General features: G+C 65.1%; 13 protein-coding genes. 7 read left to right on the forward strand and 6 right to left on the reverse strand.

What is annotated here, in order from left to right; translation table 11 throughout:
• Positions 1–21: 21 nt before the first annotated feature.
• The 3 genes from J0J06_RS14515 to purD form a co-directional block, all read right to left on the reverse strand.
• Positions 22–1,821 carry a VWA domain-containing protein gene (locus J0J06_RS14515; RefSeq protein WP_294043238.1) on the reverse strand — a complete coding sequence of 600 codons (1,800 nt, stop codon included), beginning with the start codon at positions 1,819–1,821 and terminating at the stop codon, positions 22–24.
• A gap of 279 nt (positions 1,822–2,100) precedes the next feature.
• Entirely contained in the window at positions 2,101–2,748 is a 648-nt protein-coding gene (locus tag J0J06_RS14520) for an OmpW family protein (RefSeq protein ID WP_294043239.1), read from the reverse strand.
• 115 nt (positions 2,749–2,863) lie between these two features.
• Positions 2,864–4,126 (reverse strand): phosphoribosylamine--glycine ligase, encoded by a 1,263-nt coding sequence (gene purD, locus J0J06_RS14525; RefSeq protein WP_294043240.1) that lies wholly within the window; start codon positions 4,124–4,126, stop codon positions 2,864–2,866.
• Between purD and xseA the strand changes: the two genes are divergently transcribed.
• From xseA to J0J06_RS14550, 5 genes are all read left to right on the forward strand, one after another.
• The gene (gene xseA, locus J0J06_RS14530) at positions 4,125–5,498 is read left to right on the forward strand and encodes an exodeoxyribonuclease VII large subunit (RefSeq protein WP_294043241.1); all 1,374 of its coding nucleotides are present in this window, start codon (positions 4,125–4,127) and stop codon (positions 5,496–5,498) included. The two genes, purD and xseA, sit on opposite strands and share 2 nt — an antisense overlap.
• A 15-nt stretch (positions 5,499–5,513) precedes the next feature.
• The gene (locus J0J06_RS14535; RefSeq protein ID WP_294043242.1) at positions 5,514–5,714 is read left to right on the forward strand and encodes a DUF2093 domain-containing protein; all 201 of its coding nucleotides are present in this window, start codon (positions 5,514–5,516) and stop codon (positions 5,712–5,714) included.
• Entirely contained in the window at positions 5,711–6,622 is a 912-nt protein-coding gene (locus J0J06_RS14540; RefSeq protein WP_294043243.1) for a M23 family metallopeptidase, read from the forward strand. The genes J0J06_RS14535 and J0J06_RS14540 overlap by 4 nt, the downstream gene beginning before the upstream one ends.
• A gap of 243 nt (positions 6,623–6,865) precedes the next feature.
• Positions 6,866–9,922 (forward strand): TonB-dependent siderophore receptor, encoded by a 3,057-nt coding sequence (locus J0J06_RS14545; protein WP_294043244.1) that lies wholly within the window; start codon positions 6,866–6,868, stop codon positions 9,920–9,922.
• A 509-nt stretch (positions 9,923–10,431) separates the two neighbouring features.
• On the forward strand, positions 10,432–13,512 hold the full coding sequence (locus J0J06_RS14550; RefSeq protein WP_294043245.1) for a TonB-dependent receptor: 3,081 nt from the start codon (positions 10,432–10,434) through the stop codon (positions 13,510–13,512).
• A gap of 105 nt (positions 13,513–13,617) precedes the next feature.
• On the opposite strand, the gene clpB is transcribed toward J0J06_RS14550, so the two are convergent.
• On the reverse strand, positions 13,618–16,197 hold the full coding sequence (gene clpB, locus J0J06_RS14555) for an ATP-dependent chaperone ClpB (protein WP_294043246.1): 2,580 nt from the start codon (positions 16,195–16,197) through the stop codon (positions 13,618–13,620).
• 153 nt (positions 16,198–16,350) lie between these two features.
• On the opposite strand from clpB, the gene J0J06_RS14560 reads away from it, so the two are divergent.
• Both J0J06_RS14560 and J0J06_RS14565 read left to right on the forward strand, forming a co-directional pair.
• Positions 16,351–19,161, forward strand: coding sequence for a pitrilysin family protein (locus J0J06_RS14560; protein WP_294043247.1), 2,811 nt, complete (start codon positions 16,351–16,353; stop codon positions 19,159–19,161).
• A 20-nt stretch (positions 19,162–19,181) separates the two neighbouring features.
• Positions 19,182–19,481 carry a hypothetical protein gene (locus J0J06_RS14565; protein WP_294043248.1) on the forward strand — a complete coding sequence of 100 codons (300 nt, stop codon included), beginning with the start codon at positions 19,182–19,184 and terminating at the stop codon, positions 19,479–19,481.
• Positions 19,482–19,541: 60 nt separating this feature from the next.
• Here the strand turns inward: J0J06_RS14565 and J0J06_RS14570 are convergent, their stop codons facing one another.
• Both J0J06_RS14570 and purE read right to left on the reverse strand, forming a co-directional pair.
• Complete coding sequence (locus tag J0J06_RS14570) at positions 19,542–20,612, reverse strand: 5-(carboxyamino)imidazole ribonucleotide synthase (RefSeq protein WP_294043249.1); 1,071 nt, start codon at positions 20,610–20,612, stop codon at positions 19,542–19,544.
• Entirely contained in the window at positions 20,609–21,088 is a 480-nt protein-coding gene (purE, locus tag J0J06_RS14575; RefSeq protein WP_294043250.1) for a 5-(carboxyamino)imidazole ribonucleotide mutase, read from the reverse strand. The genes J0J06_RS14570 and purE overlap by 4 nt, the downstream gene beginning before the upstream one ends.
• Positions 21,089–21,095: the final 7 nt, after the last annotated feature.

Below are 21,095 nucleotides of genomic sequence, written 5' to 3' on the forward strand. Positions count from 1 at the left end.
CCAGTGGAGCCGCATTCGGGATCAGTCGGCGGCTCCGCGAGATCCGGCCAGGCTCGTCAGCTTGACGAACTCCTGCCGCCAATAGCCGTTGGGCGATCCCGCCAGCCGCGCGATGTCGGCGTAGCGATAGGCGCCGAGATATTTATCGCCACGCAACTTCTGCCCGAATGCGGCGACCGCCGTGACGAACGCCATGTCGCCGCTCGGGTAGGCCGCGCTCGCCATCAGCGAGGCGGGGACGGTGCGGCTGATCAGCCGCGACGCGCCGCCTTCGGGCAGCTTGTAGCGCAGCTTGACGAACGCCAGCTCGTTTCCGCCGACCGGGGCGGGGCGGCCGGGCCGCGCATTGGCGGGATAGCGCCGGTCGGGCAGCCAGCCGGCGCCGTTCGCCGGGACGATCTCATACAATGCCGTCACCTGATGACCCGCGCCCATGTCGCCGGCATCGACCGCGTCGTTGTTGAAATCCTCCTCGGCCAGCGCGCGGTTCTCGTAGCCGATCAGGCGGTATTCCTTGACCGCGGCGGGGTTGAATTCGACCTGGACCTTCACGTCCCGGGCGATCGTCACCATCGTTGCGGACAATTCGTCGTCGAGCACCTTCTCGGCCTCGCGCTCGCTGTCGATATAGGCGTAGTTGCCGTTTCCAACGTCGGCGATCCTTTCCATCATCGCCTCGTTGTAATTGCCCTGGCCGAAGCCGAGCGTCGTCAGCGTGATGCCGTCGTCGCGCTGCGCCTTGACCATTTCCTCCAGTGTTTTGTTGTCGCTGATCCCGATATTGAAGTCGCCGTCGGTCGCCAGGAAGATGCGGTTGATTCCGCCCGGCACGAAATTGGCGCGCGCGGTGTCGTAGGCGAGCTTTATACCGGCGCCGCCTGCGGTCGACCCGCCCGCCTGGAGGCAATCGAGCGCGGCCTTGACGTAGCGTTTGTCGGCGGTCGGCTCGAGCACGATCCCGGCATTGCCGGCATAGACCACGATCGAAACCTTGTCGTTGGGACGCAGGCGGTCGGCCAACGTCGTCAGCGCCGATTTGACGAGCGGCAGTTTGTCGGGCTCGTTCATCGATCCCGACACGTCGACCAGGAACACCAGGTTCGCGCGCGGACGGTCGTTGGTCGCGACGTCATAGCCCCGCAGGCCGATCCGCAGCAGCCGCGTGTTCGGGTTCCACGGCGTCTTGGCGACGTCGGTGGTCACGCTGAACGGCTGGGTGCGGTCGGACGGGCGCGGATAATCGTAGCGGAAATAGTTGATCATCTCCTCGGTCCTGACCGCGTCGGGCGGCGGCACGTTGCCGTCGTTCAGGAAGCGGCGGACATTGGCGTAGGATCCGGTGTCAACGTCGACCGAGAAGGTCGAGACGGGGGCGGCGGCGACGGCCTGGATCGACGCGACCGCTTTCCCGTCATAGCGTTCGGTGTTCGCCTTGCTGCCATAGGGTGCGGCATAGTTGTTGTAGGCCCCGCTTGGGGCCGGCATCGCCATGACAGGCGGCGGTGGCGGAGCAGCAGGGGCGGGCGGCGCGTACGACGGTACGGCCCCGGCGCGCGACCGCTCCTGCCGCTTTGATAGCGACCCGGTGACGACGATCGAATCCGCGCTACGGTCGGCCTTGGTCTTGCCGCCGCGGCGCGGCTGCGGGGCGACCGGCGGGGGAGCATAATTGTATTCGGGCTGGCCGACGCGGCAGCGGACCGGCGAATAGGTGTCAGGCGGCGGCACGACGGCGCGCTGCGCGGCGAGCGGCACGGGTGCGGCGGCGGAGGTCAAAAGCAGGGCGCTGAGTCCCGTCAGCAGGGCAGGCTTGGACTGCATGATAAATCCCCTCGTCTGACGGCCGGTTACGTTCCGGCCGCGTCACATTTGTTGCACCGGCTTTCTGAACGTCAGCCGAACAGAATGTTACAACATTACATTTGAAGTTGTGACGAGCGGCGTCGAAACCGTCCGGCTGCTTCTCGTGCAACAGGTGGGGGGTGTCCCGGCGGCGTCATGACCGGCCGTTGGGACATCGGGGTAGTTTCGAGGATGAGTTTGCGAATATATCGAACCCGGGACCCGACCACCGAATCCGGCGGCCGAGCGCAGGAACGGTCAGAACCGGAAGCCGATGCCGATACCGGCCACGATGGGATCGATATTCACCTTGGCGGTGCGGACGATGCCGCCGCTGGTCAGCCGGGCGGTGGTCCGCATGTCGATGTATTTGATGTCCAGGTTAAGAAAGACCTTTTTGGTCAGATCAATGTCGACGCCGGTCTGCAGCGCGTAGCCGACGCTGTCGCTGAGCTTCACGGTCGTCGCGCCGAGCGCGCCATTGAGCGACGGGGTCGCCTTGCTCGAATAGAAGACCGAGTAATTGATCCCCGCGCCGACATAGGGCCGCACCTTCGCGTCGGGCGCGAAATGGTATTGCAGCGTCAGCGTGGGCGGCAGAACCCAGGTATCGGCCACCTTGCCCAGCGCGGAAACCGATCCGCGACCGGTGACGTCGTGCTTGGTCGTCGCCACGATGATCTCGGCGCCGATATTCTTGGTCGCCATATAGGTGAAATCGACTTCGGGCATCACGCTGTAGCCGACGCCCAGGTCGCTGCCGGGCAGGCCGGAGATCGCGGTCGATTTCTCGTTGGGGGCGACGATGATCGCCCGGGCGCGCACGATGAAATCCCCGTCCTTGGCCAAGGCCGGCGTCGCGGCGACGCCTGCCGCGAGGATGGCGATCACAAATGGCTTCTTCATACTTGCCTCCCAGTTGAGCGGCACCGCGCTAGGGGAGGCTCCGGCGAAACGCTTTAGGTAGATGTCCCCATGGGGAGGATGCGTAGCCGGGGTTTGGGGGGCGGTCGCAGGATCGCTAGTCCGCTTTCTCCCGCGCGATCTCGCGCGCTCCGATGTCGCGGCGGCAGAAGCCGGTGGGGAAGTCGATCGCATCGACTGCCCGATAGGCGGCGGCTTGGGCGGCGCTGACGGTCGGACCGGTCGCAGTGACGGCGAGGACGCGGCCACCCGACGCGACGAGCTGGCCTTCCGCCAATTTCGTACCGGCCTGGAAGACTTTCGCGGGAGCCACGTCCGCGGTGCCGTGGATCACGCCGCCGGTCTCGGGCGTGCCGGGATAGCCGTTGGCGGCCATCACTACGGTCAGCGCGACCTCGTCGCGGAACACCGGGGCTGGGGCGTCCGCCAGTTTCCCTTCCGACACCGCCAGCATCAGTGGTAGCAAGTCGTTGTCCAGCCGCATCATCAGCACCTGGCATTCGGGGTCGCCGAAGCGGGCATTGTATTCGATCAGTTTCGGGCCGTCCGCGGTCAGGATCAGCCCGGCGTAGAGCACGCCCGAATAGGGCATGCCTTCTGCCGCCAGCGTTGAGACGGTCGGCGCGACGATCTCGGTCAGCGCATGGCGTTCGAGCGCGGGGGAGAGAACGCGCGCCGGGCTGTACGCGCCCATGCCGCCGGTATTGGGGCCGGTGTCGCCGTCGCCGACGCGCTTGTGATCCTGCGCCGAGCCGAAGGAAACGATCGTCGTGCCGTCGGTCAGGGCGAACAGGCTGACTTCCTCGCCGGTCAGGAATTCCTCGATCACCGCGCTCGCGCCGCTTTCGGCGAACAGATTCTCGATCGCGCCTTCCGCTTCGGCCATCGTCGTCGCGACGGTCACGCCCTTGCCGGCGGCAAGACCGTCGGCCTTGACCACCACCGGTGCGCCGAATTCGTCGAGCGCCGACCGCGCCTCGTCGAACGAATGGACGGCGCGATAGCGGGCCGTAGGGATGTTTGCCCGGTCGCACACGGCCTTGGTAAACGCCTTCGACCCTTCGAGCTGTGCGGCAGCCTTGCTCGGCCCGAACACCGCGAAGCCAGCGGCACGCAGGTCGTCGGCGATGCCGGCCACGAGCGGCGCTTCCGGGCCGACCACGACCAGGCCGATGTCGTGCGAGCGGCAGAAGCCGGCCACCGCCGCGTGGTCGTTCACGTCGAGCGCGACGACCTCCGCTTCCTCCGCGATCCCCGGATTGCCCGGCGCGGCGTAGAGTTTCGTGAGCGCGGGCGATTGCGCGAGCTTCCACGCGAGGCCATGTTCGCGTCCACCCGATCCGATCAGCAGGACGTTCATGTCAGACCCATTCCTTGAAGATTCGCCGCGGCTGGTAGCCGAGGCCATGCCGGGCGACAATGCGGCGGCGGAAACCGTGTCCGAACTGTCGGGCCGCCTCAAGCGGATGGTCGAGGGCGAATTCGGCCGCGTGCGGCTGCGCGGTGAGATTTCGGGGTGGAAGCGCGCGGCGTCGGGGCATTGCTATCTGAGTCTGAAGGACGACCAGGCGGTGATCGACGGCGTGATGTGGAAGGGGCAGGCGGCTTTGCTGCCCTTCGCCGCGCAGGACGGGATCGAGGTGATCGCGTCGGGCAAGCTCACCACCTATCCGGGGCGCTCCAAATACCAGATCGTGATCGACCGGATGGAGTTGGCGGGCGAGGGCGCGCTGATGGCGCTGTTCGAAAAGCTCAAGGCGCAACTGGGCGCGGAAGGGTTGTTCGACCAAACGCGCAAGAAACGCCTGCCGTTCATGCCGCGCACGATTGGGGTCGTGACGTCGCCGACCGGGGCGGTGATCCGCGATATTCTCCATCGCCTGGCCGATCGCTGCCCGACGCGCGTTATCGTCTGGCCGGTCAAAGTGCAGGGCGCGGGGGCGGCGGACGAGGTCGCTGCGGCCGTCCGGGGCTTCGATTCGATCGTTCCCGGCGGCGCGGTGCCGCGCCCCGACCTTGTCATCGTCGCGCGCGGCGGCGGGTCGATCGAGGATCTATGGGCGTTCAATGAGGAGGTTGTCGTGCGGGCGGTCGCGGCCTGTTCGATCCCGATCATCTCCGCGGTCGGGCATGAGACCGACACCTCACTGTGCGACCACGCCGCCGATCTGCGTGCGCCGACGCCAACCGCGGCGGCGGAGCTGGCGGTGCCAGTGTTGGCCGACCTGCGGCTGAGCCTCGACGCCTATGCGCAGCGGGCCGAGCGGTGCGCGCGGCGTTATGTCGAGCGTGGGCGCGAGCGCGTTGAGGCGCAGGCGCGGCTACTGCCCAAGCGCGACGCGTTGCTCGGGCCGCAGCGCCAGCGCGCCGACGATGCCGGACAGCGGCTCGACCGCGCGCTCGAACGGCGCGTGACGACGGCGCGGGGGACGCTCGACCGGACCGCTGGGGCGTTGCGGCCCGCGCTCCTGACCCAGCGCATTGCGGCGGCGCGGCAACGTCTCGACCAGACGTTCAAGCTGATCGAGGCGCTCAACCCGACGCACGTACTCGATCGCGGCTATGCGCTCGTCATGGATCGCGCGGGCGGCGTGCTCAGTTCGGGGGGGGCGGCGCGCAAGGCGGGGGCGATCACCGTCCGGTTCGGGGACGGCGAGGTCGCCGCACGGGTTGAGGGGACGCCGCCCAAGACTTATGCTAAGGCTTCACCTGACCAACCGACGCTATTGTGAGATGAAGGCCTGCAGATGCTGATGTCCAACACCGACCGGCCGGCGCGGCTTCATTACATGGCGAACGGGTTTCGCGTGCTGACGCCTGGCAGCCATGTGACCTGCGCGATTTCGGGGGCTGCGATCGACCTCGACGATTTGCGCTATTGGAGCGTCGCACGCCAAGAAGCCTACGCCAACGCCGCCCTCGCGCTCGAGGCCGAAACGAAAGCATGAAGCGTGCGCGGCGATGGGTGGCGGGGATCGCCACGCTGATCGCCGCCGGGAGTTGCGTGGAGGCCGAGGCGCCGCCGGCGTCGCCACCCGTCGTTGTCGCCCCGCCGCCTCCAACGACCAAGGCAACGCCAGCGCCGCTTGGCGATTTCGTGCTCAAGGGCAACCTGACCCAGGGCGGGCTGGTGATTGGAAAGGCGCCCGCGGGCACAGAAGCGCTCGAGTTGGACGGCGCGACGGTGCCGGTCGCGCCTGACGGCGCGTTCGTCATCGCGTTCGATCGCGATGCCGGCCCGGTCGCGACCCTGAAGGCCACCCGCGCGGACGGGGCGACCGTCTCTCGCACGCTCAACATCGGCACTCGCGAATGGGCGGTCTCACGGTTGTCGGGCTTGCCCAAATATCCGATCCCGCCCGCCGATTTCGACCGTATCCGGCCGGGCGAACTCGCGCAGATCAACACCGCGCGCAAAGTCCCGGTGGAGAGCGACGGCTGGCGCCAGCCATTCCTGTGGCCGGCGACGGGACGCATTTCCACGCTGTTCGGATCGCAGCGCATTTACCGGAACGGCGCGCCCGGGGCGTATCATTCGGGCATCGATATCGCCGTGCCGCAGGGCGCGCCGGTGCTCGCCCCAGCGGATGGCGTGGTGACGCTGGCGTCGGATCATCCGTTCCTGCTCGAAGGCAATCTGCTGATCGTCGCGCACGGTATGGGCGTGGAGAGTGCGTTCATGCATTTGTCGCGGATTCTGGTGACGCCGGGCCAAGTTGTGCGGCGCGGTGCGGTCATCGCTTATTCGGGCGCGACGGGCCGAGTCACCGGTGCGCACCTCCACTGGAGCATGCGGTGGTGGGGCGCGAAGATCGACCCTCTGCTGGCTGCCGGTCCGATGATGGTAGGGCAATGACACTGTCTCAAGTACGGCTGTACTAGTCAGATAAGGCACCATTTCTGCCCCTTTGTGGCAAACGTGTTACTGGCGGTCGGCAATCGTCTGCCGTGAGCAATCATTCACTTTACTTGGCGCACCGGCTCCGCAACGAAAGAAGAACGGTTCGGCTGGAGGGCTTGCGACCGTCTTTTTTTGGGTTCGGCTGGCGCTCGGGGGGTCCGGGTCCCGCACGGCCCAGTGTTGGGGATAATAACCACCATGGCATTCTTTCGTTCGACGCCGAAGCTGCGTCTGCTCGCTACCGCCGCGCCGCTGGGTCTGCTGGCGATGGTCGCAACGCCCGCGTTCGCTCAGACCGCACCGGCACCTGCTTCTGGCGGCCAGGCAACCACCGACGACCAGTCGCAGCCCGATATCGTCATCACCGGTTCGCTGTTGAGCCGCGCCGACAAGGAAACGCCGTCTCCGGTCACGATATTGACCTCAGAGAACCTGGCGCGCGCGGGCATCACCAGCGCGGCGGAGGCGATCCGCTCGATCTCGGCCGACAGTGCCGGCTCGATCGGCACAGGCTTCCAGACGGGGTTCTCGGCGGGCGGTTCCGCGGTGTCGCTGCGTGGACTCGGTGTTTCCTCGACTCTCGTGCTGATCGACGGCCTCCGTTCGACCAACTTCCCGATCAACGACGACGGTCACAACGCTTATGTCGACCTGAACTCGGTTCCGTTTAGCCTGATCGACCGCATCGAAGTGCTTAAGGACGGCGCATCGTCGACCTACGGCGCGGACGCGATCGGCGGCGTGGTCAACCTGATCCTCAAAAAAACCTTTACCGGTCTGGCGGGCAACGTTGAAGGCGGTGTCACCGAAAAGGGCGATGGCTCGCGTTACCGCGCCAGCCTGACCGCCGGCATCGGCGATTACGAATCCCAGGGATGGAACGTCTATCTCAACGGCGAATATCAGCGTGACGGTCGCATCTCGAACAACAGTCGCGGCTTCCCGTACAACACGCAGGATCTGACGCCGATCGGCGGCAACGACAACAATTCCGCCGACCAGTCGCTGACGGTCAATACGCCGACGGCCTATGTCGTCCGCACCACGCAGGGCAACCTCAACAATCCGCTTACCGGCGGAACCACGGTATTCAACGATGCGGGTCAGACCTACGCGACTTACACCGCGCTCGGCATCGCCAATTGCGCCCGCCCGACTTACACGGTCAGCACGGGTTCGGCGCGCGGCGTCGGTTGTCCTTATGATTTGACCGACCTGTACCGGCAAATTCAGCCCCTTCAGGAGCGGTACTCGGTCAATGGCCGCCTCAGCGTCCGCCTGTCTAACGACATCGAGGGCTACGTTACGGGCAGTTTCAGCCGCAGCTATGTCAACATCACCAGCGCCTTCCCATCGGCCATTCGCCAGACTCAGCCGTTCGGCGGCAGCCCGTTGGTGGCGACGAGCAATCCGGGCATCGTGCTGCCGGTATGGATTTGTCCGTCGGGCGTGAACTGCGCGAACCCCGCGACGGCGGGCCGCACGCTCAACCCGAACAACCCCTATGCGGCCGCCTTCGCCAATGATCCGGGCAATGGCGCTGCGCGAATTTATTACCTGTTCAGCGACATTCCCGGAGGGAGCGAGCGCACCAACGACGTCTATCGCTTCAGCGCGGGGCTCAATGGCAGCTTCGGCGACGATTGGAAGTGGCGCGTCGAGAGTGTCTACGCCAAGGACAATCTGACGCTCAAGCAGCACGGCCTGATCAACATCGCTGCGCTGGCGACCGCGATCAACACGGGTTCGTACAATTTCGTCAATCCGCAGCTCAACAGCGCGGCGGTCCGCGCCGCGCTGGCGCCGGACAAGGTCACGCCGTCCGACTCGTCGATGTTCTCGCTCGATGCGTCGATCTCAAAAAAGCTGTTCGATTTGCCGGGTGGGCCGTTGCAGTTCGCGATCGGCGGCCAGGTGCGCCGGGAAACGCTCACCAACAACAACCAGAACGCGGCGCTGGACACCTATGGCCTGACCACGTCGTCGGCGTTCGGTAAGCACACGGTCTGGGCCGGCTATTTCGAGGTCGATGCGCCGATCCTGAAGGTGCTCGATGTCAACGTGTCGGGCCGGTACGACAAATATTCGGAAGGCTATGGCCGCTTCTCACCAAAGGTTGGCATCAAGTTCGAGCCGATTCCCGAGCTGGCGCTTCGTGGCACGTATTCGCAAGGCTTCCGTGCGCCGACCTTTGCTGAGGCTGGTCCGCGCAGCCAGTATGCCGGCTTCGTCACCACCAATCCTCCGGGTGCTTTCTGCGCCCAGCATGGCGGCTCCAACAATAACGGCGCCTGCGTCACCGGCGGCAATCCGTACAACTTCTCCTATTCGGTCGGTCGCGGCTTCGCCGGGAACCCGAACCTGAAGCCGGAAAAGTCACGCAGCTTCACCGCTGGGGCGATCTTCCAGCCCGCTCGCTGGTTCAGCGCCACGATTGACTATTACAACGTGAAGAAGACGGATCTGGTCGCCAATGGACCGCTCGCTGGTGCGGCTATCAGCGCCTATTACTCGGTTGCCGCCAATGCCTATCCGTCGGCGGCTGCGGCGTCCGCAGCGGGTTGCGCGGCGGTTGCAGCGGTTGGCGCGGGCTATTCGTGCAATCTGGTCGACGGTGTGGATCCGCTCTTCCCGAACGCGCTGCCTCGCGTGCTGATCGTCAATGCGCCGTTCGTGAACGTGAACTCGGACACGACCGAGGGTCTCGATTTCTCCGCGACGCTGACCGCGCCGATCGGTGGCGTCAAGTTCACGAGCCGTGTCGAGGCGACTTATGTCATCCGCTATGACCGAGATACCGCGGCGGGTATCCAGAAGTTTGCGGGAACGCTTGGGCCGTACGACCTGTCGTCAGGCAACGGCACCCCTCGCATTCGCGGCAACTGGCAGAATACGCTCGAGATCGACAATTTCTCGCTGAACGCGACGGCCTATTATGTCGGCCGGATCAAGGAGATCGGCACCGACCAGGGCAGCCTGGTGACGGATTGCTCGGCCAATCTCTACCGAGTCCCGGCCTCGGCTCCGGGCTACAGCGCCTTCTGCTACATCAACTCTTTCATCAACGTCGATTTGAACGCGTCGGTGAAGGTCAACGACAAGTTCACGTTCTACTTCAACGTAGGCAACGTGCTTAACGCGCGCGCGCCGGTCGCGCCGGCGGCCTATGCGAGTGCGCCGAACTTCCTGACGACTTGGCATTATGCTGGCCTCGTCGGCCGCAAGTTCAGCGCGGGAGCGAACTTTAAGTTTTGATCTATCTCGGGTCTCCGGCGCGGAATCTTCGCGCCGGAGATCATCATTGCTGTAATTCGAATCCGAGCGCGGAGGTGTGGGATACCCCAGGACGCCGACGGTACCGCATCGTCACAAATCGGTATTTACCCAGCGCCAGCCTGGTCGTCGGCTGCGGCAGCTTCCCGGGCAAGTATGTTATTCACGATGATCGGCGATCTATTGCGTGACGGTCGTGAAGGTTGGTGGGGCGCCCGTTATGGGGCCGAAGACCGAAGCGGTGCGCCACGCAATGGGTCGGTCCTAGCCACGTTCGGTCGTGTTTCGAACGTCATATTACTGTTGCCTTTTGGCTACAATCGCCTCGAATAAGGCAAGGTCCGTATTGCTGACGCTTTACAGCGTGCAATCCTGGCCGCATTTCCGGACGCACAGCCCGTTAGCAGCACTGCGTCTGCCAGCGGGTATAAAACTGCCCGTTCAGATCGCTGGGAGGCGATCCGTCGGGTAAAGCGAGGGAAACGCTCAACGTGACCAAGACTTCGACATTTTCGCGCTCGCTGCGCAACGGCGCGGCGATCCGCGCGCTGACGCTACTCGGCGCCGGCGCTATCGCTTCGGCCACATTTGCGACGCCGGCGTTCGCTCAGGCCGCTACCCCGACGCCGTCGACTGGTGCCCCGAACACCCAGACCGATGATCAGCAGTCGCAGGGCAACGACATCGTCATCACCGGCACCCTGTTCAAGGGCGCGAACGATACGCCGTCGCCGGTGTCGACCATCACAGCCGAGAACCTCGACCGTCGCGGCATCTCGACCGTTCAGGACGCGCTGCAGTCGCTTGCGTCGAACAACGGCCCGGCGCTGACCAATAGCTTCTCGGCGAACGGCGCGTTCGCGGCAGGCGCCTCGGCCGTGTCGCTGCGCGGCCTGTCGACCAACTCGACGCTGGTGCTGTTCGACGGCCTGCGTGCCGCTTACTATCCGCTGGCCGACGACGGCTCGCGTAACTTCGTCGACCTCAACACGATCCCGGACGACATCGTCGACCGTATCGAAGTGCTGCGTGACGGCGCGTCGTCGACCTACGGCGCCGACGCGATCGCGGGCGTGGTCAACATCATCACCAAGCGCGAGTTCAAGGGCGTTTCGGGCCGCGTCGAAGGCGGCGTGACCGAGCGCGGCGATGCGCCGACCTATCGTCTCAACCTGACCGCCGGCGTCGGCGATCTCGATGAGCAGGGCTTCAACGCGTACATCAGCGGCTTCTACTACAAGCAAAAGGCGCTCTATAACCGCGACCGCGGCTTCCCGTACAACACGGACGATCACCGCGCGCTGTGCTATCAGGGTACCTGCGGTCCGAACGGTGTCGTCAATGGCGTCGCTTCCGATGGCAGCTTCGCCCTCAGCACCGCAGCGAACTTCATCGTTCGGCCGTATGACGCGACCAACACAACGGCGCAGGGTCCGAACCGCAATCTGTCGACGGATTGCGGCGTCGGTACGCCCTATACGCTGACGGCGGCGCAGGCAGCGGCCAATCCGAACTCGCCGACAACGGTCTGTCAATACGACTATACCAAGCTGTACGGCGTCATCTCGCCGAACGTGAAGCGCTTCGGTGTGTCGGGCCGCATCACGGCGAAGCTCGGCAGCTCGCTCGAAGCGTATGCAGAGGTGAACTATCTGCAGTCGGAAGTCGAATATCGCGGGTTCCCCGCCAGCATGCGCGCCGCGGCCCCGACTGGCATTTTCTATCCGCAGTTCAGCACCGCTGACGCAAACGCGACCCGTGCCGCTGGTTCGGGCATCCTGACGTTGCCGGTCTATGTCTGCCCGCGCGTTGGCGGTGCGCAAGCTGTCATGGTCAATGGTGTTGTGCAGTTCGCGAACTGCACCGCGACGACGGCCGGCGCGAAGCTCAACCCGAACAATCCGTTTGCAGCGGCTGGTCAGGTTGCGCGCCTCGTCGGACGAGACATTAACCCGGGCAGCGTGACCGAGAACTATACCCGCAACAAGGCGTATCGTATCGCTCTGGGTGTAAAGGGTGACTTGTTCGACGGTTGGTCGTTCGACGTCGCCGCCACGGCGATGCATGACGACCTGCTGCGTCGCAACGATGGCTACGTCTACATCCAGAACTTGTTGAATGTGATTGCCGACGGCAGCTACAACTTCGTCAATCCGGGTGCGAACTCGCAGGCGGTGCTTGATTACCTGACCCCCGTGAACAACACGTTCTCGACGTCGGATCAGTATCAGTTGCAGGGTAGTGTCAGCACCACGCTGATGACGCTGCCGGGCGGCCCTCTGCAGCTCGGCTTCGGCGGTTCGGTTCGTTACGAAGCAGTCGATGCGCCCAGCGGGAACAGCGACGCCAATGGTCCGACGCAGCGTTATTTCACGCTCAACGCGTTCGGCACCAAGGGCAGCCGCTACATCTATTCGGCGTTCGCCGAGTTGGATGCGCCGATCCTCGATATGGTCGACATCAACCTATCGGGTCGTTACGACAACTACTCGTCGGGTCAGGACGCGTTCTCGCCGAAGGTCGGTATCAAGTTCACCCCGATCAAGCAGTTGACGCTCCGCGGAACCTACTCGAAGGGCTTCCGTATCCCGTCGTTCGGCGAAGCGAACGCTCTGCCGACGACCGGTTACGTCACCAACAACTCCTCGCTGTTCAACAACACTTATCTTGCGCAGTATGGCTGCACGGTCGCGACGTTTAATGCGTGCCCGACCTACATCCGCAGCGGTTCTTACGGTCAGACCACGTTGGCCAGCCCGAACCTGCAGCCGGAAAAGTCGCGTAGCTTCACGGGCGGCGTAAAGTTCGCGCCGGTCAAGAACATCGAGTTCACGGTCGACTATTACAACATTCAGAAGACTGGGGTGATCACGCAGCCGTCGAATGCGCCGGCACTGCTGGCTTACTACAACGGCACGGCAATTCCGGCGGGCTACACCGTGATTGCGGACGCGCCGGATCCCAACTTCCCGAATGCGAAGCCACGCGTTGCCTTCGTTCAGTCTCAGTTGATCAACGCGACTAAGCTTCTGACGTCGGGCCTCGACATGACTGTCGACGCCAACTTCGATTTCGGCGGCGTCAAGTGGAGCAGCTCGGCGGAAGCGAGCTACATCTTCCTGCTTAAGGCCGACCTGTCGGCTGCGGGCGGCGGGACGGAGCGCTACGACGGCACGCTGGGCAACTTCAACCTGACCGCGGGGTCGGGCACGCCGAAGTGGCACGGCAGCTGGTTGAACACGCTCGACTTCGGTGACATCGCGGTTAGCGGCACAGTCAATTACTTCGGTGGTTACGATCTGTCGGCGATGGACCAGGGCACGGGCTACAAGGATTGTGGCCTGAGCGACGGTACGGTTCCTTGCCGCGTGAAGGCGCTGATCACGGTCGACATGAACGCGCAGTTCAAGGTCGCTGACAAGTTCACGTTCTACGTGAACGTGATCAACCTGCTCGACAAGATGCCGCCGATCGATCCGGTCACCTATGGCGCGAACTACTACAACGCCGTTCAGGGTGGCACTGCGATCTACGGTCGCATGTTCAAGGCCGGTGCGAAGTTCAGCTTCTAAGCCGACTTCAAAAGCGCAAAAAATTGGGGCCGCTCCCTCGTGGAGCGGCCCCTTTTTTGCGTGCTTCGATCTGGTCTTCAACGGCGTCTGGGCGGGGCCGCTTGGTCAGGCAACGCTGAGGCTGAGCTTCCCGTCGCCCTCGTCGACCGCGACGGTCTGCCCATCCTTTACGTCGCCGCGCAGGATCAAGTCGGCGAGCGGGTCCTGCAGGTAACGCTGGACCGCGCGCTTCAACGGGCGCGCGCCATAGACAGGGTCGTACCCAACGCGACCGAGCCAGTCGCGCGCGGCGGGCGTCAGGTCGATCGCGATCTTGCGGTCTGCCAGCAATTTGGCGACGCGCGCGACCTGGATGTCGACGATCGGCGCCATTTCCGACTGACCGAGCCGGTGGAACAGCACGATCTCGTCGAGCCGGTTGAGGAATTCCGGGCGGAAGTGCGCGCGGACGATCTCCATCACCTGCGGTTCGACGCTCGCGACATCCTCGCCGTCGCCCAGGCTCGTCAGGAACTGTGAGCCGAGGTTCGATGTCAGCACGATGATCGTATTAGTGAAATCGACCGTGCGGCCCTGACCGTCGGTCAGCCGTCCGTCGTCGAGCACCTGGAGCAGGACGTTGAACACGTCGCCATGCGCCTTTTCGACCTCATCGAACAATACGACTTGATACGGACGAGGGCGAACCGCTTCGGTTAGAACGCCGCCCTCCTCGTAACCGACATAGCCCGGAGGCGCGCCGATCAGCCGCGCGACCGAATGCTTCTCCATGAATTCGCTCATATCGATGCGGACCATCGCCGAAGAATCGTCGAACAGGAATTCGGCGAGCGCCTTGGTCAACTCGGTCTTGCCGACGCCCGTCGGGCCGAGGAACAGGAACGATCCGAGCGGCCGGTTGGGGTCCTGCAACCCGGCACGCGCGCGGCGCACCGCGGTCGACACGGCGCGCACCGCCTCGGCCTGGCCGATCACGCGCTTGCCGAGTTCCTCCTCCATGTGGAGCAATTTCTCGCGCTCGCCCTCCATCATCCGGTCGACGGGGATGCCGGTCCAGCGGCTGACCACGCCGGCGATATCCTCGGCGGTGACTTCCTCGCGCAGCATCGCGCCCTTGGTCGCGCCCCCGGCGTCGGCGAGCTGCTTTTCGAGCGCGGGGATCGTGCCGTACGACAGCTCGCCTGCCCTGGCGAGGTCGCCTGATCGCTGCGCCTGGTCGAGCGCGATCCGCGCGGCGTCGAGTTGCTCCTTGAGCTTCGCCTCGGCGCCGATCTTGTCCTTCTCCGCCTGCCAGCGGCTGGTCAGCTCGCCGGATTGCTCCTCGAGATTGGCGAGGTCGCCTTCGAGGGTCGCGAGCCGGTCCTTCGACGCGACGTCGCTTTCCTTCTTCAACGCTTCGCGCTCGATCTTGAGCTGGATGATGCGCCGGTCGAGCGTCTCGATCTCCTCGGGCTTCGACTCGACCTCCATGCGGATCCGCGACGCCGCCTCGTCCATCAGGTCGATCGCCTTGTCGGGCAGGAAGCGGTCGGTGATATAGCGGTTCGACAGCGTCGCCGCCGCGACCAGCGCCGCGTCGGTGATCCGCACGCCGTGATGCAGCTCGTATTTCTCCTTGAGCCCGCGCAGGATCGAGACCGTGTCCTCGACCGTCGGCTCGCCGACGAACACCGGCTGGAAGCGGCGCTGCAGCGCCGGGTCCTTCTCGACATATTTGCGATATTCGTCGAGCGTGGTCGCGCCGACGCAATGCAGCTCGCCGCGCGCGAGCGCCGGCTTGAGCAGGTTGGACGCGTCCATCGCGCCCTCGGTTTTCCCGGCGCCGATCAGCTGGTGCATCTCGTCGATGAACAGGATGATGTCGCCCTCGGCCGCCTTGACCTCGTCGAGCACGCCCTTCAGCCGCTCCTCGAACTCGCCGCGATACTTGGCGCCAGCGATCAGCGCGCCGAGGTCGAGCGACATCAGCCGCCGATCCTTGAGCGTGTCGGGCACATCGCCATTGGCAATGCGGATCGCGAGTCCTTCGGCGATCGCGGTCTTGCCGACGCCGGGTTCACCGATGAGGGCAGGGTTGTTCTTGGTGCGGCGCGCGAGGATCTGGATCGTGCGGCGGATTTCCTCGTCGCGGCCAATCACGGGGTCGAGTTTCCCCTCCCGGGCGACCTCGGTCAGGTCGCGGGCGAATTTCTTGAGCGCATCGTAGCGGTCTTCGGCACCGGCCGTGTCGGCGGTGCGTCCACCGCGCAACTGCTTGATCGCGGCGTTGAGACCCTCGGGGGTCGCCCCTGACGCCTTGATCGCCTTGCCCGCCGCGGTGTTGAGCGAAAGCGCCAGCGCGACAAGCAGCCGCTCGACCGTGACGAAGCTGTCGCCCGCCTTCTTGGCGATCTCCTCGGCCTGGTCGAGCACGCGCACGCTGTCGTTGTTGAGGCCGGGCTGGTTCTGTGCGCCCGATCCGGACACGGCCGGAATCTTCGCGATCGCGAGGTCGGTCTCGCTGACGGCCTTCTTGGGGTCGCCGCCCGCCTGCTGGATCAGGCCAGCGGCCAGGCCCTGCTCGTCCTCGAGCAGCGCCTTCAACAAGTGCTCGGGCGCGATCTGTTGGTTGTTGTTGCGGATCGCGACGGTCAGCGCCGATTGCAGGAAGCCCTTGGCGCGGTCGGTGAATTTTTCGAGGTTCATATCTGTCCCTGTCGTCCTTTGGCGCCGAGATAGTGTTGCAGAATGGCAACACAACCCCGCGAGCTCGAATAGACCGAAATCAAAGACAAGCCGCTTGCCAGCCGCCGATGGGCTATCCTAGCTTCGGGTCATCCGAATTCCAGGGGCCTCTTCATGAAACTCAAGTTCCTCGCGCTGACGAGCGCCGCCGCGCTCGGGCTCGCCCTCCCGACCATCGCCGTTTCGCAGACCGCCGCGCCGGTCAGTGTCCTCGCGAAGTCGGTCGATATTCCCTACGCGCAGTTCACGCTCAAGAACGGCCTGCGCGTGATCGTCCACACCGATCGCAAGGCGCCGATCGTCGCGGTTAGCGTGTGGTATAATGTCGGGTCGAAGATGGAGCCGGCGGGCAAGACCGGCTTCGCGCATCTGTTCGAACATTTGATGTTCAACGGCAGCGAGAATGCGCCGGGCGATTTCTTCGTGCCGCTGAAGGAAGTGGGCGCGACCGATTTCAACGGGACGACCTATTTCGACCGAACCAATTATTTCGAAACCGTGCCGCGCCCAGCGCTCGAACGCGCCTTGTTCCTCGAAAGCGACCGGATGGGCTATCTGACGGGGGCGATCACCCAAAGCGTGCTCGATGAGCAGCGGGGCGTCGTCCAGAACGAGAAGCGCCAGGGCGACAACGAGCCTTATGGCTTGTTCGACTACAAGCAGCTCTCCGGCCTGTTTCCCAAGGGGCACCCGTACGAGCACAGCACGATCGGCTCGATGGCCGACCTCGATTCCGCCAGTCTCGACGACGTGAAGGGCTGGTTCAGGGAGCATTATGGCCCGAACAATGCAGTGCTGGTGCTCGCCGGCGACATAGACGTGGCCACCGCGAAGACGCTGGTGGAGAAGTATTTCGGCGGCATCCCGGCCGGCCCGGTGACCAAGCTGCCCGCGGTGACTGTTCCGACCCTGGCCGCCGCGAAATATGAGGTGATGAAGGATCGCGTCGCGACCACGCGGCTCACTCGGTCATGGGCGGTCGCGGGCGGCGACAATCCCGATAATGTCGCGCTCGATGTCGCTGCCGACGCGCTGGGCGGCGGCGCGAGTTCGCGGCTCTATGACGTGCTGGTCCGCAAGGAACGGCTGGCGGTGCGCGTGCGTGCGAGCAACCAGACGTTCGCACAGGTCGGCATCTTCGAGATCAATGTCGACGTGCGTCCCGGCGTCGATGCGGCGGTGGTCGCGAAGCGGCTCGACGCCCTCCTCGCCGAGTTCATCGCCAGCGGCCCGACCGTGGACGAACTGCAACGCTATCAGGTGACCAGCATCAGCAGCCGGATGAAGGGGCTGGAAGCCGTCGGCGGGTTCGGCGGCAAGGCGGTCGCGCTGGCGTCGGGCGCGCTCTACCAGAACGATCCCGGCTTCTACAAAAAAGAGATGGCGGAACTCGCCGCCGAAACCCCGGCCAAGGTCAAGTCGATCACTGCCAAGTGGCTGAGCCGCCCGGTCTACGCACTCGACATCGTGTCGGGGCCGCGCGATGCCTATGAGGAAGCGGCGGTCGCGGCCCCCAAGCCGGTCGCGCCAGCGGCCGATACGCCGCCCAGGGGAACGCGCGGCGGCGTTCCGGCGTCGGGGACGATCGCCGATCTCGCTTTCCCGAAGATCGAGCGCGCAACGCTGTCGAATGGCATGACGCTGGTCTATGCCCAGCGCAGCGCGACCCCGGTGACTCGCGTGGCGGTCAGCTTCGACGCCGGTGTCGCGGCCGACGTGCCGACCGCTCTGGGCACGCAGTTGCTGACGCTCAACGCCATGAGCGCCGGCACGACCAGCCTCGACGCTAAGCAATATGCCGAGGCACGGGACCGGCTGGGCGCCGACATCGGCAGCGGATCGTCCCTCGACCGCACCACCTTCGCACTCGACGTGCCGAGCGCCAACCTCGTCCCGGGCGTCGCCTTGTTTGCCGACGTGCTGCGCAATCCGGCCTTCGCGGCTGGCGAGGTCGAGCGGATCAAGAACCAACAACTGACCGGCATCGCCGCCGAACTGACCGACCCCAATGCGCTGGCGTTTCGCGCGGTGATGCCGTTGGCGTTCGGGCCGCAATCGCCCTACGCCAAGTTGTTCGGCGGCGGCGACAGCAAGGCAGTGGCCAAGCTGACCCGCGACGATCTGATCGCATTTCGGCAGGCTTGGCTGCGGCCGGACAAGGCGACCTTGTTCGTCGTCAGCGACCGCCCGCTGGCCGAGGTCAAGGCGGCGCTCGATGCGAAGCTTGGCAACTGGACGATGGACGGCGTCGCGGGAACCAAGGGCGACTTGACCGCGATCGCCCCCGCCGCGCCCAAGATCGTGTTGGTTGATCGTCCCGATTCGCCGCAGTCGGTGATCGTCGGTTTGATCCCGACCGGGCTGGTCGGCACCGACGAATTGCTGCCCGTAATCACCGCCAATGACGGACTGGGCGGTGGCTTCCTGGGCCGCATCAACATGGACCTGCGCGAAGAAAAGCATTGGTCGTACGGCGCGCGGGGCGGTTTCCAGCGCGCGGTCGGCGCGACGCCCTATATCATCTCGGCGGGGGTTCAGGCTGACCGCACGGGCGATTCGATCGTCGCGGCGATGGGCGACCTCTCTGGTTACGTTGGCGACAAGCCGATGACTCAGGTCGAATATGACCGCGCGATCGCGGGGGCGATTCGCTCGCTCCCCGGCGGGTTCGAAACATCGCGAGCGGTGCTCGGCGCAATGCAGACGAATATTTTGTACAAGCGCCCCGACGATTATTACGCGACCATCGCGGCGCGGTATCGCGCACTCACTTTGCCGCAACTCCGTAGCGTCATTTCGACGGCGCTCGACCCGAAAAAGGTCGTGTGGGTGGTGGTGGGGGACGCCAAGACGGTGCGCGCGCAGCTTGACAAGGTCGGGTTGCCTGTCGAGGTCGTTCCCGCCGCGTCGCTCGGCGCGCGCTAGAGAAATTCGGGAGAGAAGAGATGGCAGTCGACGGCACGTATGAAACGGTCGTGAAGTCGCCGATGGGCGACCAGAAGGCGACGCTGACGGTCAAGAGCGATGGCGATACATGGACCGGCACTCAGGCTGGCGCGATGGGTTCGACCGAGATCACCGACGGCAAGGTGGACGGCAACAAGCTGACCTGGACGGTGGCGATCACGGTGCCGATGCCGATGACGCTGACCAACGAAGCGACGGTCGACGGCGACACGATCACCGGCACGGTGACGGCGGGCGCGTTCGGTTCGTTTCCGTTGTCCGGCACGCGCGTCGGCTAAGCAGAATCGCGCGAGGTAGAAGGAGGCTCGTTTCCCAAGAGGAAGCGGGCCTTTTTCGCGTCAGCGCTTCAGCCGCGTGACATGGCCCATCTTGCGGCCCGGCCGGACGTTGCCCTTGCCGTAAAGGTGCAAATGCGCGCCGGGCTCAGCGAGTATTTCCGCCCAGCGGTTTGCAGCGTCGCCGATCAGGTTTTCCATCTCGACGGCCGGTGCGGTCAGCGCGGTGTCACCGAGCGGCAGCCCGCAGATCGCGCGGACATGGTTCTCGAATTGCGAAGCGACCGCGCCCTCAATCGTCCAATGCCCCGAATTGTGGACCCGCGGCGCCATTTCGTTGAGCACCGGGCCCTCGGCGGTCGCGAAGAACTCGCACGTAAGCACGCCAACATAATCCAACGCATCGGCGATCCGCCCGGTCAGCGCGGCGGCAATGCCCCATTGCGCGGCGATCTCCGGCGGGGCGGGGAGCGACGAGGTGGCGAGGATGCCGTCGACGTGCCGGTTCCACGCGGGCGGATAGCTGACCATCGCCCCGTCGGCGCCGCGCGCGAGGATGATCGAGAATTCGTGGGTGAAATCGACAAAGCCTTCGAGGATCGCCGGGCGCTGGCCGATCGCGTACCACGCCGCCTCGGCCTCGTCCGCTGCTGCGATCCGCACCTGGCCCTTACCGTCATAGCCGAGCCTCAGCGTCTTCAGGATCGCCGGCGTGCCGATCGCGGCGAGGGCGGCTTCCAGTTCAGCCAAGTTCTCCACCCGCCGCCACGGCGCGGTGCGACCGCCGATCCCGTCGACGAACGCTTTCTCGCTCGCACGATCCTGCGCGATGGCGAGCGCGGCGGGGGCGGGATGGACCGGCACCTTGGTCGAGAGATAGTCGACCGGGTCGATCGCGATATTCTCGAACTCGTAGGTCACGACGTCGCAGTGCGCCGCCATTTCGTCGAGCACGATGCGGCTGTGATAGTCCGCGCGGGTGAAGCTGGAGGCGGCCTGCGCGGCAACGCTCTCCGCGTCCGGCGCTAGGATGTGCGTGCGATAGCCAAGTTGGCCGGCGGCACTCGCGAGCATGCGGCCGAGTTGCCCGCCGCCCAGGATGCCGATGGTGGAACCGGGCGGGAGCGTCTTCATTCCGGATCGGTCGCGACGCTGTCGGTCTGCTTCGCGCGCCACGCCTTGAGCCGCTCGGCGAGCGCGGCGTCTGAGGTCGCGAGGATCGCCGCCGCCAGCAGTCCGGCGTTGATCGCCCCGGGCTTGCCGATCGCCAGCGTCCCCACCGGGACGCCGCCCGGCATCTGGACGATCGAATAGAGACTGTCGGCGCCCTTCAGCGCCTTCGACTCGACAGGTACGCCGAGCACCGGCAGATGCGTCATCGACGCCGCCATGCCCGGCAAGTGCGCCGCGCCGCCCGCGCCCGCGATGATCACCTTCAGGCCACGATCGGCCGCGCTGGTCGCATAATCGTAGAGCCGCTGCGGCGTGCGGTGCGCCGACACCACCTTGGTTTCGTGCGGCACGCCAAGTTCGGTCAGCGCATCGGCGGCATGGCGCATCGTCTCCCAGTCGGAGGTGCTGCCCATGATGATGCCGACCAAGGGTTCCATCGCGGCG

The organism is Sphingomonas sp., from assembly GCF_017304615.1.
Taxonomy (GTDB): domain Bacteria; phylum Pseudomonadota; class Alphaproteobacteria; order Sphingomonadales; family Sphingomonadaceae; genus Sphingomonas.

Coding starts and splice junctions, on each gene's coding strand:
- J0J06_RS14560 (WP_294043247.1), top strand. CDS start 16,351: ATGAAACTCAAGTTCCTCGCGCTGACGAGCGCCGCCGCGCTCGGGCTC.
- J0J06_RS14515 (WP_294043238.1), bottom strand. CDS start 1,821: ATGCAGTCCAAGCCTGCCCTGCTGACGGGACTCAGCGCCCTGCTTTTG.
- purE (WP_294043250.1), bottom strand. CDS start 21,088: ATGGAACCCTTGGTCGGCATCATCATGGGCAGCACCTCCGACTGGGAG.
- J0J06_RS14545 (WP_294043244.1), top strand. CDS start 6,866: ATGGCATTCTTTCGTTCGACGCCGAAGCTGCGTCTGCTCGCTACCGCC.
- J0J06_RS14535 (WP_294043242.1), top strand. CDS start 5,514: ATGCTGATGTCCAACACCGACCGGCCGGCGCGGCTTCATTACATGGCG.
- J0J06_RS14570 (WP_294043249.1), bottom strand. CDS start 20,612: ATGAAGACGCTCCCGCCCGGTTCCACCATCGGCATCCTGGGCGGCGGG.
- J0J06_RS14565 (WP_294043248.1), top strand. CDS start 19,182: ATGGCAGTCGACGGCACGTATGAAACGGTCGTGAAGTCGCCGATGGGC.
- J0J06_RS14540 (WP_294043243.1), top strand. CDS start 5,711: ATGAAGCGTGCGCGGCGATGGGTGGCGGGGATCGCCACGCTGATCGCC.
- purD (WP_294043240.1), bottom strand. CDS start 4,126: ATGAACGTCCTGCTGATCGGATCGGGTGGACGCGAACATGGCCTCGCG.
- J0J06_RS14520 (WP_294043239.1), bottom strand. CDS start 2,748: ATGAAGAAGCCATTTGTGATCGCCATCCTCGCGGCAGGCGTCGCCGCG.
- xseA (WP_294043241.1), top strand. CDS start 4,125: ATGTCAGACCCATTCCTTGAAGATTCGCCGCGGCTGGTAGCCGAGGCC.
- clpB (WP_294043246.1), bottom strand. CDS start 16,197: ATGAACCTCGAAAAATTCACCGACCGCGCCAAGGGCTTCCTGCAATCG.